12 protein-coding genes are annotated in these 14512 nt (G+C 42.2%); 4 read left to right on the top strand and 8 right to left on the bottom strand.

The features are described 5' to 3' along the window. Positions 1-68: 68 nt before the first annotated feature. Complete coding sequence (locus tag AC1D69_RS13990) at positions 69-326, top strand: hypothetical protein (RefSeq protein ID WP_495456774.1); 258 nt, start codon at positions 69-71, stop codon at positions 324-326. Positions 327-415: 89 nt separating this feature from the next. Here AC1D69_RS13990 and AC1D69_RS13985 read toward each other — a convergent pair whose 3' ends face one another. Both AC1D69_RS13985 and AC1D69_RS13980 read right to left on the bottom strand, forming a co-directional pair. Further along, positions 416-1771, bottom strand: coding sequence for a BaiN/RdsA family NAD(P)/FAD-dependent oxidoreductase (locus tag AC1D69_RS13985; protein ID WP_495456773.1), 1356 nt, complete (start codon positions 1769-1771; stop codon positions 416-418). Next, on the bottom strand, positions 1771-3075 hold the full coding sequence (locus AC1D69_RS13980) for an aminoacetone oxidase family FAD-binding enzyme (protein WP_495456772.1): 1305 nt from the start codon (positions 3073-3075) through the stop codon (positions 1771-1773). Before AC1D69_RS13980 ends, AC1D69_RS13985 begins: the two co-directional genes overlap by 1 nt. Before the next feature lie 342 nt (positions 3076-3417). On the opposite strand from AC1D69_RS13980, the gene AC1D69_RS13975 reads away from it, so the two are divergent. Beyond that, positions 3418-4068 carry an MOSC domain-containing protein gene (locus AC1D69_RS13975; protein ID WP_495456771.1) on the top strand — a complete coding sequence of 217 codons (651 nt, stop codon included), beginning with the start codon at positions 3418-3420 and terminating at the stop codon, positions 4066-4068. A 160-nt stretch (positions 4069-4228) separates the two neighbouring features. Beyond that, complete coding sequence (locus AC1D69_RS13970) at positions 4229-5899, top strand: glutamine--tRNA ligase/YqeY domain fusion protein (protein WP_495456770.1); 1671 nt, start codon at positions 4229-4231, stop codon at positions 5897-5899. A 55-nt stretch (positions 5900-5954) separates the two neighbouring features. On the opposite strand, the gene AC1D69_RS13965 is transcribed toward AC1D69_RS13970, so the two are convergent. Next, entirely contained in the window at positions 5955-7193 is a 1239-nt protein-coding gene (locus AC1D69_RS13965; RefSeq protein ID WP_495456769.1) for an MFS transporter, read from the bottom strand. 430 nt (positions 7194-7623) lie between these two features. Here AC1D69_RS13965 and AC1D69_RS13960 point away from each other — a divergent pair, with 430 nt between their 5' ends. Further along, positions 7624-8307 carry a TorD/DmsD family molecular chaperone gene (locus AC1D69_RS13960; protein WP_495456768.1) on the top strand — a complete coding sequence of 228 codons (684 nt, stop codon included), beginning with the start codon at positions 7624-7626 and terminating at the stop codon, positions 8305-8307. Positions 8308-8396: 89 nt separating this feature from the next. Here AC1D69_RS13960 and AC1D69_RS13955 read toward each other — a convergent pair whose 3' ends face one another. The 5 genes from AC1D69_RS13955 to AC1D69_RS13935 all read right to left on the bottom strand — a co-directional run bounded on the left by AC1D69_RS13955 (position 8397) and on the right by AC1D69_RS13935 (position 14362). After that, entirely contained in the window at positions 8397-9329 is a 933-nt protein-coding gene (locus AC1D69_RS13955) for a 1-phosphofructokinase family hexose kinase (RefSeq protein WP_495456767.1), read from the bottom strand. Positions 9330-9498: 169 nt separating this feature from the next. Then, on the bottom strand, positions 9499-12621 hold the full coding sequence (locus tag AC1D69_RS13950) for an efflux RND transporter permease subunit (protein WP_495456766.1): 3123 nt from the start codon (positions 12619-12621) through the stop codon (positions 9499-9501). 58 nt (positions 12622-12679) lie between these two features. Next, positions 12680-13579: a TetR/AcrR family transcriptional regulator gene (locus tag AC1D69_RS13945; protein ID WP_495456765.1), complete on the bottom strand. Its 900-nt coding sequence runs from the start codon at positions 13577-13579 to the stop codon at positions 12680-12682. 121 nt (positions 13580-13700) lie between these two features. Next, positions 13701-14015 (bottom strand): DMT family transporter, encoded by a 315-nt coding sequence (locus AC1D69_RS13940; protein WP_495456764.1) that lies wholly within the window; start codon positions 14013-14015, stop codon positions 13701-13703. Beyond that, entirely contained in the window at positions 14015-14362 is a 348-nt protein-coding gene (locus AC1D69_RS13935; RefSeq protein WP_495456763.1) for a DMT family transporter, read from the bottom strand. Before AC1D69_RS13935 ends, AC1D69_RS13940 begins: the two co-directional genes overlap by 1 nt. Positions 14363-14512: the final 150 nt, after the last annotated feature.

The raw sequence follows: 14512 nt of genomic DNA, 5'->3' as shown, positions 1-14512 counted from the left end.
GGACTACTATACTATAGACAAGGACGGCCAAGTAGTGAGTGTTGTCATTAGTTTTGTCATATGACAAAATGCCAATTTATGTAATTGTGGAGGCGAAGAGGTACAGCTTACTTCAAACAGAGGCAACAACAGAAAAAGCAGCCATCACAGAGGAATCTCTGCGACAACTGCTTTCTCAGTTCGGAACCCAAGTCGCAAACCGTGATCTTCCTGAAATCAAGAAGCTCATCAGCAGCTATGTGGAAAAGGTAATCATCTATGAAAAGCACGTAGAAGTTATCTTTAAGCTCCATGTTGTGGATTTAACATATGGAGGTGAGGCGTGACTGTTCAAAACACAATTCTCCACCGTGTGTGTTCAAAGCATGCAAGTATTCCACCGAAACGTGCCAGGAGTCAGCAACCATCTATCTACTTACGTGGTGCCTGCACGTCGTCGATCACCAAGCGCCATCGCGGCGACATAGCCGGAGCTCCAGGCCCATTGCAAGTTATAACCACCGCAATCTCCATCTACATCCATCACCTCACCTGCCAAATAGAGCCCAGGTACTAACTTAGATTCCAACGTTCCTTCGACTAGCTCAGTTGTATCGATGCCACCAGCTGTTGTTTGCGCATTCGTGAAGCTATTGGTATCGGTCACTTTAAATTCCCAAGACTTCATGATTCTATACAATATTTTCTTGGTTTTCCACGATAGATCCTGACAAAGCAGGTGAAGCTGTTGATCAATTCCTGCCTCTTTCAGCAGGACAGGAATCAGTTTCTTGTTTATGATTCCGATAAAGGAATCCGCAACAGTCCTGTGTCCGAAGATCCCCCAGTGCGTTTCTAGAAACTCAACTATCTCTTCCTCCGTGCGGCCCGGCATTAATTCAACCGATAATGTCACAGATTCTCCTCTACCAAGATTATACGCAGCCTTCCTGCTTAGCTGGAGTATTGGCGGGCCAGAGATGCCATAGTCCGTAAAGAGAATTTCGCCATATTCAGTGCGGATGACTTCATTGTTTACGATAATATGGGCATGTCCCTCGAATTTAATACCGGACAGTTCCTTCAAGTGAGGATAATCTAACTTCAATTGCACAATGCCCGGCACAGGATCGATAAGCGTGTGTCCCAGACGTTGGACAAGCGTATAGCCGGAACCATCCGTTCCCGTTTTCGGAGCAGTAAGCCCACCCGCACATAAAAACAGGTATTCACTGGTATAAACGACTTGCTCCTCTGTCTCTGTTTGGCATTTAACTGTGAAGCGCGGATGTTCCGTCGAAACGATAACATCCAACACTTTATTCTTGAAATATATCGGAACATTCCGATCCTCCAGAGCAAGGCGAAAAACACCCGGCACGGATGCGGCTTGCAACGACATGGGATACATCCGACCATCCTCTAAGGGTATAAGAGGAAGCCCGAGCGATGAGAAAAATTCAATCGTCTGGCGCACACCAAATTGCTGTAGAACAGGCAATGGAAATCCAGCCTGATTGCTGTGATACTTGTGCGATAAAGCGACCGCTTCATCCGTACCCGTCGCAGTAGATTCGTTCGTAATGTTACAACGCCCATTACCCGTCGTTAATATCTTCTTCCCCATCCGGTCATTGCTTTCAATAATTGCGGTATCAATACCTTGGTCCCGTGCAGTAAGAGCAGCCATCATACCTGCAGCGCCTGCACCGATAATTAACAACTCGTGGTGCTTAGAATTCTGATTCTCATACATGGTTGATCGATGCATCCCTTTTCCTATTGAATTCATTACATTTTCTTAGCAAGCGCTATCGCGGCCGCATAACCGGAACTCCATGCCCATTGTAGGTTATAGCCGCCGAAATCCCCGTCTACATCCATCACCTCGCCAGCCAAATAAAGCCCAGGTACTAGCTTGGATTCCAGCGTCCCCTCGATTAGCTCCGTCGTATCAATGCCGCCGGCTGTTACTTGCGCGTTCTCGAAGCCTTTGGTATCGGTTACTTTAAATTCCCAACGCTTCAATACTCGACAAAATATTGTTTTGGTTTTCTTCGAAAGATCCTGGCAAAGCAAGTCAGGCTGCTGATCGATGCCAGCCTCCTTCAGCAAGACAGGAACCAACTTCTTATGGAAGATGCCAAGTAGAGAATCTGTAACCGTCCGATGTCCGAAGGTCCCCCAGTGCATTTCCAAAAACTCAACTAACTCTTCCTCTGTGCGGCCCGGCATTAAATCAACCGATACGCTCACAGCGTCCCCTCTTGCGAGATGATACGCAGCCTTCCTGCTTAGCTGGAGAATGAGCGGGCCTGCTATGCCATAATCCGTGAATGCAATTTCACCCTTTTCGCTACGGATGACTTTACCGTTTACAATGATATGGGCTTGTCCCTGAAGCTTGATATTGGACAGCGCCTTCATATGCGGATAGTGCAGCTTCAATTGCACAATAGCTGGCACAGGCTCAACCAAGGTGTGCCCCAGACGTTCGACAAGCATATAACCAGGACTATTTTTGTCCGCGTTCGGACCAGCAAGTCCACCGGTACACAGAAACAGGTATTCACTAGTATAAACAACCTGCTCCTCTGTCTCCGTTTGGCACTTTATTGTGAAGCGCGGATGATTCTTCGAAACAGTAACATCCAACACTTTGTTCTTGAGGTATACCGGAACATTCCGTTCCTCCAGCGCAAGTTCAAAAATATCCAGCACTGATGCAGCTTGCAGAGACATTGGATACATGAATCCATCCTTCAATCTTGTAAGCGGAAGCCCAAGCATAGAGAAGTAATCGATGGTTTGACGGATGCCAAATTGCTGCAGTACCGTAATTGGAAATCCAGTCTGATTGCTGTGATACTTGCGTGATAGAACGACCGCTTCATCCGTACCCGTCGCAGTGGATTCATTCGTAATGTTACAGCGGCCATCACCTGTCATTAATATCTTCTTTCCAATCCGGTCGTTGCTCTCCAGAATGGCAGTATCGATACCCTGATCCTGCGCAGTAACAGCAGCCATTAGTCCTGCAGCACCTGCGCCGATAATAAACAGCTTGTGGTGCATAGCATTCTGATTCTCATACATGGTTGATCAATACACCCTTTATCCAATTTTTCGTAAAAGTACAGAAGTTCTTTATTAAATTATAGCATAAGTGTAAGCATCGCTGAAATCTGGTTAGAATTCCTGATTTCGTCCCATTACACTAATAACCCTCTACCGCGCCAACCTCATTCGGTAGTGAATTTGACTAATGGAGGTGAGGGGAGATGAGTCCCTGTCCGAAGGCAACGCAACATAAGTTTCTACAGGTAGTCACAGCTTTGAGTCGGGGGGATGTTATACATAAATAGCTTGTTATCGGATGGAGAGGGGGGTATGTTATAAATAAATAGGTTGTTATCAGAGGAAGAGGGGGTTCCTAGAGTGGAGCAACAGTTGAAATCACTTAATGTAGGGAAGCCTATATCAGTGGATTATAAAGGAAAAGAGCTAGAGACAGGTATTTATAAACATCCTATACAAGGTAATGTCTTTATAGGGAAAGATTACATAGACGGGGATGGACAGGCCGATTTAGTGAATCATGGAGGATGTGACAAAGCGGTCTGCGTATATCCCTTCGAACACTATCCTTATTGGGAGTCCCATCTTGGAAAGTCTTTAGATTACGCAGCATTCGGAGAGAATCTAACGGTCACAGGGATGTTGGAAACCGAAGTGTGTATTGGGGATGTCTTTCAAATAGGGGAGGCCATTCTACAAGTGAGTCAGCCTAGATATCCTTGTTTCAAACTTTCACAGAAGCATGGGGCAGCCGATCTTCCTGCTCAAGTTCTGGAGACGGGTTTCAGTGGATTTTATTTCAGAGTGTTACAGACAGGGTATATGAACTCGACTTCAACAATTCGCAAGCTTGAGTCCCATCCTGCACAAGTAAGGGTAGTCGAAATATTACAGATGCTCGCGAAGGGTCATAAAGATATTAATTCAGAGACGTTGCAACGCATGGTAGAATTGGATGTTCTGGCAACTGTCATTAGAGAAAGGTTCCAAGGGTGGTTGGAAGAAATGTGATGTTATTGAACTATCCGCATTTTACAGGTATATTTGTATGAAGTAATAAAGTAAACATACATGAATCAGTTTCATAATGCAGTTAGATTTATGAAATTAATTCACATGATATTAATATAAAAGATGAGACAGATATCTCAAGAATGAAAGGTTGATTGCAATGGAGAACCCAAGCACTCCCTCCAATTTTATTAAGAATGTCATTACGGAAGATCTGAATTCCGGTAAAGTAAAGGAAATCGTGACACGTTTTCCACCAGAACCTAACGGTTATTTACATATCGGACATGCTAGAGCCATCTGGATTAACTTTACTTTAGCAGATGAATTCGGCGGGAAGACGAATCTACGATTCGATGATACCAACCCGATTAAGGAAGATACAGAGTATGTGAAGTCCATTCAAGAAGATGTGAAGTGGCTCGGATTCGAATGGGAAGAACTTCGTTTCGCTTCGGATTATTTCGATGAAATGTATAACCGGGCAGTATTGTTAATTAAGAAAGGTCAAGCCTATATCGATGATCTCAGTGCGGATCAGATTCGTGAGACTCGAGGTACTTTGAAGGAACCAGGCAGTAACAGTCCATATCGTGAACGCAGCGTGGAAGAGAACCTGGAGATGTTTGAAGCTATGCGTGCTGGTAAATATAGCGATGGAGCTAAAGTATTGCGTGCGAAGATTGACATGGCTTCTCCTAATATTAACTTACGTGATCCTGTTATTTATCGTATATCTCACACGCATCATCATAATACGGGCGATAAATGGTGTATCTACCCTATGTATGCCTTTGCTCATCCAATAGAGGATGCAATTGAGGGTATAACACATTCGTTATGTTCATTAGAATTTGAAGATCAACGTCCTTTCTATGATTGGGTGGTAGCGGAATGCGAAATGCCGAATGTTCCTCACCAATATGAGTTCGGTCGTCTAAATCTTGACCAGACGTTAACAAGTAAGAGAAAATTGAAGTTGCTTGTTGATGAGAAGCATGTTGATGGATGGGATGATCCACGTATGCCAACAATCTCGGGTCTTCGTCGACTGGGTTATACACCAGAGTCTATTCGGAACTTCATCTATGAGACGGGTATTTCTAAGAGCCAAGGTGTCGTAGATCGACAAATGCTGGAGCACTTTATCCGTGAAGATCTGAAGTTGAAGGCTCTTCGTACGATGGCGGTATTGAATCCACTTAAAGTGGTCATTACCAATTATCCAGAGGGCCAGAATGAATGGTTTGATGTCGAGAATAATATTGAGAATCCAGAGATGGGTACTCGCCAAGTGCCATTCTCTCGTGAAATATATATTGAGCAAGATGATTTCATGGAGAATCCTCCAAATAAATATTTCCGACTATTCCCTGGTAATGAAGTGCGTTTGAAGAATGCTTATTTCATTAAATGTAATGATGTTATCAAGGATGAAGAAGGTCACGTTGTGGAGATTCATTGTACTTATGATCCTGAGACGAAGAGTGGTAGTGGTTTTACCGGTCGTAAAGTGAAGGGTACAATCCATTGGATTGATGCAAGCCAAGCCGTTCCGGCTGAATTCCGACTGTATGAGCCTCTTATTATGCCTGAAGAGTCTGATGGAGAGGTTGAAGGAGCAGAAGAGAAGACGTTCCTTGATCAGATCAATCCGAATTCCTTGGAGATTTTGCATGGATATATAGAACCGGGGATGAAAGATGTAGCTCCACAGGATAAGTTCCAATTTTTCCGTCACGGGTATTTTAATGTAGACTCCAAATATTCTACACCGGGGCATCCAGTATTTAACCGGATCGTGTCACTTAAAAGTTCATTTAAATTGTAAATACAAAGAGGGTGTCCCTAGCCATTTTCATGACTTTTGGGACACCCTCCTTATTTTATTCATCCAGATATACTTCAGGCTCCTTTTCACTTTTTGGGAGCGGAAGTTTATAACCCTGCTTAAGAATGAGATACCACATCCATCCAAACCCAGCAGCCCCTATTAAGGAAAATAACATCCCTGTGCTATACATCAAATCTGCACCAAAGCTTTGGAAGAGCCAGCCCCCAATAAATGCACCAATGACGCCAGAGAGGCCACTCCAGGTAAGTGTGTATACGGCTTGGCCTGTTGCACGATATGGACGAGGTAACAATAATGACGTTAGCTGGGTCCCAACGTAGAAGAATCCTCCAAAGGTAATGCAGTGTAATACCTGAATAGCCGCGACTTCCAGTGGAAGTGTAGCATTAGCCATCAGAAGCCAACGAAAACCGAATAGCAGACTCACTAGGGCGAGACAGCCCATCATCCATGAAATTTTACGTTTCATGTACCGACTAAACAAGGAGAACACGACTACTTCTAAGAAAGATGAGAGGAATACGGCTAGCCCAATCATTCTTCTAGATCCTCCAAGTTCCGTTATATACAATGACATAAATGTGTTATTCATTGCGTTAGGAATAGATACCAGAAGACCCATGAGAATAAAGGTAAGGAAGTATCGATTGGTCAGAATACCGGAAAACCCTCTGAAATACAAAATGGGTGTTTCAGAAGAACGTTTCAGAGGAGGGAGAATGACGACCGCTCCTATGGTTAAGATCAGAAGAGTCGTAAGTAATGTCGATACATTGGATATACCTGTCCAATCAAGAACTTGCCCGGCAGCAATGGCTGTAATCCCCCAACCAATAGAGCCCCATAAGCGAAAGGAGCCAAATTTGTAGGGTGTATCTTGAATATAGCCAATAATAAGACTGTTACTTTGAGAAAAGATAGGTGCTTGAAAGAAAAAGAAACATATCATTACGAAATAGACCATTGCATATGTATCGGCATGAAAGACGAACTGTACGAAGATTAGCGCTCCACTCATCATGATGATGAGAATACGTCGCATATTGAGTAAACGGTCACTCCAGTGTCTCCAAAACGGATTGGCAAATAAGGAGATGAAGGGTCCAATAGCCATCAGAGTTCCGATCTCAAACTTCTGCATACCTGCATCTTGTAGGTATAGTTGAAAAAAACTTGTGAAAATGACCATGGTGCCATATATGAGGAAATTAAATAATTTAAGAGATGTTAAAGAAGAATTGATCTTTAAAGATTCACGCAATATCGACACTCCTCTCTGACTTGAATGTAAATCGCCAATGATCATTACTGTGTGGCTAATCACGCTAACTATTTCACTTTATCATGTGTTGAAAAGGGATTCAAACCAGCAAATTTCCATATATGTTATCTGCATAGCATGTTCAATATAGGGAAATATTACTACTATCTTGGTGGACCTCGTTATGACAATATACCAGAGAAGAACCCCATAGGACAACAGAGGAGTAATAGTACTCATCATTATAATAAGCGCTTTCATTAGAATCATAAACACTTTTATTTTTAACACAAATTGTTTTGTATTTTGCTTATCTTTATGAATTACATCACATGAATTATTTAATTTTTAATGTAATCTTGTATACAAGAAAGCGCTATCTTTACGGACCAATCATTTGGTTCTTCTTAATAACATGACATAAAAGGAGGATAAACGTATGGTAACGTCTCTCGAAATGGTTAGAGATTCAGAAGAATGTATACGTTGGAAGCAAGGAAGGGGCTTGGTGTACCAGTTACTTATTGATTTTCTAGGAAATCCACCAAGCCTATCGATGATTGCTCAGTGGCGTCAACACATGGTTATAAGAGAGGAAGCTATATTAACAGCAGGCGGAAGAGTTCTTAAGAACTATATGTCGAGTATCACGCCTGAACAATACACAGAGATTTGTGAAATGGAAAAAGAAGAATATCATCGTCTATTCGATAGTGTTCGGCCGGTTCTTCCTTCGCTTTGTGAGAGCGATTATCGATGTAAGTTAAATAAGAATAGCGTTGATTGTACAACGGATATTCGTAATATGTATGCACAATCAGGTATTGTCTTTAATAAATTACAGCTTGAACAAGATGATCATATCTCCATTGAGCTTGAATATATGGCTGTTCTGGCTGATCGTATGTTAGATGACAGACGGTTACGTACTTTCCAACAGGCGCTCATTGACTCTCAGATTCAGTTCTTAGAGCAACATTTAACACAATGGATTCCAAGCTTAGCTGATGAGTTATATACCCAATCAAGAACGCCTATGTATAGAGCTATAGGGTGTGTTTTAAAAGAGTTTCTCCCCTACGATATTGAAATGTTACGTTCATGGCGAGCTACTCTTGATTAATAAGTAATGATTATTATTTTCATAATAGCCCTTGAGCTGATTCCCTTTAAGAGTTGTCAGGAGTTGGCTTTTTTTGTTTAGGTAACTTGTTAGATGGGGATGATTTGAATCTCTTTAAGAATGGTGTCTATTTCCGTTAAGGTTACTTTTCCCGCAGCTTTGTGTAACGTGTTGACTGTTCCGCAAGCCGCGCCTAGCCTAAGGGCATCTATGATGTCATGCCCTCTATGAAGTGCAGTTATAAGCCCTGCCATCATAGAGTCTCCACTACCCACAGGATTAATAGCCGCAACTTGAGGAATGCGAATTCGGTAGAGGTTACCAGTGTGGCATGCGAGGGCCCCACGCTCACCTTGGGATACGACTACAAGCTGGGTATTGTCGTCCACTAAAGATGATATTGCCTTAAGCGTTGCCTCATCATCGTCGGATCGGATCCCTGCAAGATCTGCTAATTCATGCTCATTAGGCTTAACTAGATCAGGTTTACCAAGAAGTCCTTCTCGTAGAGCATCTCCACGAGTATCTAACCCTACCTTTGCGCCTTGATGATGAGCAATTTCGGTAAGCTCTGCATAGATCCAAGCTGGACAACCTAGGGGCAAGCTACCGCAGAATAACATCCAATCGGAGTCTTTAGCTAATGATTCCACCTTGAGGCGAAGCTCCTGGATCTCGGTCTCTGTAGTGGTAGGACCCTCCTCTACAAGTTCGGTACTTGTACCTTGAGAGGGATCAAGAATGGTGATGGCCCGTCTGGATTCTCCATTCTGAAGCATGATGAAATCGGATGGGATGGCTTCTTCCTTCAGACCTGCAAGCAGGGCTCCTCCTTGGAATCCTGCCACGTAACCAGTTGCTATAACGGATTCGCCTAAGGTCTTCAATACACGAGCAACATTCACGCCTTTGCCTCCAGGAAAGGTTAGGTATGCACTCATGTGATGTAACTGATTGACCTGGAACTGAGGGATGGTATACGTAATATCTAACGCTGTATTTAAAGTTACCGTAGTAATCATAGGTTAAGGCTCCTTCTAATAAATGAATTGTCTAATTGTCATGAATTATCGCATATTGCCAAAGCAGAAGCACACTGAATTGTTTACATACCCAAAAGGACATATCCTCCATTCCATAAGGAAAGGGGATATGTCCTTTTATAATGCTAGAGTTGTGAAATCAACTGACTTAGTCCTGTAATTTCGATTTTCTAAATTTCATTAGAAACTCATACACAACCGGTACGATAACTAGTGTTAGTAATGTGGAGCTGATCAGACCGCCAATCACGGTAATTCCGAGACCGCGTGAAATGATCCCAGCACTGTCCTCTAGTCCAGTCACCAGTGGAAGCAATGCACCAATGGTAGCAAGTGCGGTCATTAGAATTGGACGAAGGCGAGTTGCACCTGCTTCAAGCAATGCATCACGTGTAGATAAACCTTCCTGTTCATTATGAATAACGCGGTGAATAAGGACAATTGCATTGGTTACAACGATCCCGATTAGCATCAATGCACCCATTAATGAGGATACGTTCAGTGTTTCTTTCGCAAGCAGTAGTCCGACAAGGGCACCAATGATTGTGAATGGTAATGAGAAGAGGATTGCAAACGGTGCAAGGCCTCCACCAAAGGTAACCACGAGTACAAAGTATACAACAGCAATTGCAGCAGCCATTGCAAGACCTAGTTGCGTAAACGTATCGTTAATTTGTTCTGTCGTACCACCGAATTTAATTTCAATTCCATCCGGCTTCTCGATCTTGTTGATTTTAGCTTCTAAGTCTGTAGAAGCTTCACCAACATTCGTGGCCACGATGTTAGCTGTAACGGATACGACCATCTTACCGTCAGTGCGTGTAATGGAGTTTGGAGAAGTTCCCCTTTCCACCTTAGCTACATCTTTAATGGCAACTTCCATACCCAGAGGAGACATGATTTTCTCATCTGCGATCTCATTAATACTCTTATAGGTGGAACTGTCCGTTTCGATATAAACTTTATAGGTTTTGTTATCGACTTCAATTTCAGTTAGAACTGGACGTTCACGAACTGGACTTAGCTTCATGGCAATCTGCCCAGCGGTAAGACCAAGTGAACTTAATTTCTCTTGATCAGCAACAATGGTGTATTGATCATAGGAAGTAGATAGACTTGTCTTCCCTTTTTCGAAGTTTGTCGTATCTTCATTCACAAGCTTAAGAATTTCATCAGATATAGGTTTGATATCTTCTAGGCTGTCACCAAAGACACTAACACTTAATCCGCTTCCACCCAATCCACCAGTCATGTCCATAGAGGCCCACTTACCTTCAGGAATTTGTTTCTGCAGATCTTCGACAAGTTGTTTTTGGATATCTTCGAAGTTTTCAGTATCCGTATTATATTCAATGTAGAAGAGACCTGAGTTCGACGAACTTGCGCCACCCATTGGGTTAGCGCCACCAATGGAATACTGCATTTTCTCTAACCCGTTTTGTTTAAGGAGGAATTTCTCAGCGTCAAGGGCACGTTTCTCAACAACTTCTAATTGATCTCCTGGTTCAGGTGTATAGGTCAGCAAGGTGAACTTATCCTTTTGTTCTGGCATGAAGCTAGTGCCGATCAATGGATATAACAATAGGCTTCCCACAAGAAGGATAACAGCTGATCCGAAAGTAATGGCTTTATGGGATAGACACCAGTTCAGAATACGTTGGTATCCTTTAGATAGCTTACCGATTTCCTCTTTGCTAGTGTGCCGTTTTTTATTGATTCCTTTTTTGAATAGCGTATGTGCAAGCATAGGAACAATCGTAATGGCAATAACGAGTGAAGCAAGGAGAGCGAATACCATCGTCAGAGCGAAAGGTAAGAATAGCTCACCAACCATACCACTTACAAAAGCAAGAGGAAGGAACACGGCAATCGTTACGATCGTAGAAGACATGATCGGAACGAACATCTCCCGAGTTGCTTCACGGACGAGTTCACGACCACTTAATAGCTCATCACTGTCAGTTAGTCTTCTGTAAATATTCTCAATGACGACAATGGAGTCATCAATAACCCGACCGATAGCAACGGTCATAGCACCTAGAGTCATCATATTTAGCGTAATATCTAACCGCCACAGGATAAGAACAGCTGCTAACAGAGAAAGCGGGATCGAGATAATGGATATAATGGTTGAACGAATATTACGAAGAAAGATCAGAATAATGATGACTGCGAACAAGGCACCAAAGACAGCTTTGCTTAGCATGGTATTTACGGAATCTTCGATAGGTTGACCCTGATCGAGTAGAGTCGTTAGTTCCAAACCAGTATAGCTTTTTTCTAGATCGTTAATTTTATCCTTTACAACGTTTACGACATCGACTGTATTCGCGTCGTTGTCTTTTACAATTGAAATACCGATCGATTCAGCACCATCAGTACGTGAGATCGATTCTGCCTTACCAATGACTTGAATATCCGCAATCTCGCCAAGTCTTATCGTCGGAATACCCATAGGTGTACCCGGTTGTAGCATCTCGACACCAGCACCTGTAGGGGGAGTTGGCGCTACATTCGTTGCACTCGGAATAACGGGAATAGCTAGTCTCTTCAGATCATCCAGTGAAATAATATTTCCATCCACCACAACAGCTTTCTCGGATTTATCTAAATTAAACAATCCCAGAGGTACACGAAGGGAGGAACCTTGTACGATACCTTGTACCGTATCTTGGCTTAGGCCCAATTCTGCCATTTTGGACTCATTAAATTTCAATTGAACTTCTTTAACATATTGCCCAGATATACTAACGGAAGCTACACCTTCAAGCTTCTCTAACTCAGGTTTAAGCTGATTCTCAATAACCTTGGTTAGTTCTTCTAAATCTTTAGCTTGATTGTTTGAAGCACTTAGTGAAATAACTGGAAAAGAGTTTAAACTGAATTTGGAAATCGTAGGTTTTTGTGCGTCTTCTGGTAAATTGACCTCATTTAGGGCCTCACGGACAGCGGCAGTTGCTTGATCTAAGTCCGTACCATAATCGAACTCCATCGCAATAGAGGCTGCGTTCTCCATGGAAGTAGAAGTGACCATCTTGACGCCATCTATATTGCTTAGACGTTGCTCAAGGGGAAGGGTGATATCTTCAACGACACCTTCAGGAGCTGCGCCTGGATACACGGCAATAACGTTAAGGAATGGAATACTAATATTAGGAATCGTTTCTTGCTTCATAGAGACTCCAGCAAATAGTCCCGCAGCAGTAACAATAATGGTTAGAATCCAGATCGCAAATTTGTTATTCAATGAGAAATTTATAATACTTTTCATAAGTATGGTTCTGCTCCTCTCTCTATACTTCTTAGTAATTTTGAATAAACATGAGATTTCACGTCGTTACGGAATATAATGAAATAATCTCCTTAAGCTCGTCATTTAGCACTTTTAGCTCAGGTATTTGATTTAAATTACTTATCATACCCAATAGAATAGCCCTCCGAGGGTGAACATCCACAATTTCTTTCTCTAGAATATGTATAGACTCCAGAGCGTCTTTGTACGAACTCTCATCCAGTGTACTCGCCTTGAGGTAACCCTTCATTTCCTTGAAGATCTGAAGAGGATGCCGTTGAATCATGGATTGGTCTTTGAATTCATTGATCCATTGTGTTAATACATCGGGAGTAATCATGGGGGCAGATTGATTGGAGATCATGCTGTGAGTGATATCGTCAAGTAAAGTAACGATATGGTTTGCCATTCTATGAATGTTCATAGGAAGACCAGGAATGAACAACATTCGTAAATAGGATGCCAGTATGCCACCAAAGAATAAGATGAGGTCGACCGTATAAGGTTCTACATCAGAACCATAGATGGTTTCAAGTTTGACTTTGAACCAATGAAGCATTCTAAATTGCTCATCTTGCATACAGTGATGTTTCTTACTTGGACCAGAACCGTCAATCAACTGGTTCTTCACAAATTCACGCAACTCGATCAGATGACTTAGGAGGACTTCCACTTGTTTATGTAGTTGCTCTTTAGGAGAAAGAAGGCCATCCTGTTCTACCTGTATAATACTGTCTCGAATGAGTTGGAAACAGTATAAGTAAATGCTCTCTTCCAACTCGTCTTTCGATTTGAAGTGTAGGTATAGACTTCCCTTAGACATTTCACATACTTCCGCAATTTCTTGCATGGAGGTTGAAGATATACCTTGCGTCGAGAATAGTTGTAAGGCAGTCTTCAAAATGTAGGTTTTCTTGTCCGCTGATTTCTCAGCCAATGTACACTCACTCCTTTCTAGAACTTGCAAGTTCTAATTGTGACTCGTTAGTCAGATTATATTATAAATTATAATGGGTTACAACTTTACCTCTGGGATTTATACCCACACGATTGGTGAATTAAGATATCAGTTTCAATCCTATGGCAGCAATTAGAATCATCGAAATAAATAGAATTCTTTTGAATTCCTTGGGTTCTTTGTATAGAGTCATACCCACGATGGTGCTGCCCACGGTTCCGATACCTGTCCATACGGCATAAGCCGTTCCCATAGAAAGAGAGGCCATAGCATAGGATAACATGGAGAAGCTGCCTATAAAGGAAATGGCCATTAGCAAATATGCCTTAAGTCCTTTACGTTCTGTGACGCCCTTGATTCCTATAACGCCTAGTACTTCACATAATCCAGCTATAATAATTGCAATCCAAGCCATTAGATATTCGCCTCCTTCGAAGAAGTTATATCTTTATCTGTAATTAGCTTTAGACCGATAACCCCAGATAGTAATAACAGAATAAGCAGTACTTTCGACAATCGGAAGAGTTCGTCAAATAGAATCATTTCTGCTAAGACTGTTCCTCCAGTCCCTAATCCTGTGAAGACGGCGTAGACTGTTCCTACGGGTAATTTTGTCGATGCCATAATAATAAGAATGAAGCTGAACATAATAGCAAGAGCAGTTCCTATCCATTCCCACATGTTATTTGAATGCTTTAATCCTGAAACCCAGACGACTTCAATGATTCCCCCAATGAATACATACAGCCATTGTCTATTCATGATGACACTCCTTTAGCCTTTGAATTGTAAGATGATCCATACGATGACTGGATCAGCGTTACGGCATTTTTTTTAACACTAATTTAAAACGATTGAAAGAATCAGTATAGCATTTTAGAAGTCATATTTTGAAATTGAATGGGAGGATTA

Source organism: Paenibacillus sp. Y301, assembly GCF_059445505.1.
This window is presented reverse-complemented; position numbering and strand designations above follow the sequence as displayed.

Excerpts from the sequence above, each read along its gene's own strand:
- AC1D69_RS13990 (WP_495456774.1), top strand. The coding sequence starts at position 69 with ATGCCAATTTATGTAATTGTGGAGGCGAAGAGGTACAGCTTACTTCAA.
- AC1D69_RS13985 (WP_495456773.1), bottom strand. The coding sequence starts at position 1,771 with ATGAATTCAATAGGAAAAGGGATGCATCGATCAACCATGTATGAGAAT.
- AC1D69_RS13980 (WP_495456772.1), bottom strand. The coding sequence starts at position 3,075 with ATGTATGAGAATCAGAATGCTATGCACCACAAGCTGTTTATTATCGGC.
- AC1D69_RS13970 (WP_495456770.1), top strand. The coding sequence starts at position 4,229 with ATGGAGAACCCAAGCACTCCCTCCAATTTTATTAAGAATGTCATTACG.
- AC1D69_RS13960 (WP_495456768.1), top strand. The coding sequence starts at position 7,624 with ATGGTAACGTCTCTCGAAATGGTTAGAGATTCAGAAGAATGTATACGT.
- AC1D69_RS13955 (WP_495456767.1), bottom strand. The coding sequence starts at position 9,329 with ATGATTACTACGGTAACTTTAAATACAGCGTTAGATATTACGTATACC.
- AC1D69_RS13950 (WP_495456766.1), bottom strand. The coding sequence starts at position 12,621 with ATGAAAAGTATTATAAATTTCTCATTGAATAACAAATTTGCGATCTGG.
- AC1D69_RS13940 (WP_495456764.1), bottom strand. The coding sequence starts at position 14,015 with ATGGCTTGGATTGCAATTATTATAGCTGGATTATGTGAAGTACTAGGC.
- AC1D69_RS13935 (WP_495456763.1), bottom strand. The coding sequence starts at position 14,362 with ATGAATAGACAATGGCTGTATGTATTCATTGGGGGAATCATTGAAGTC.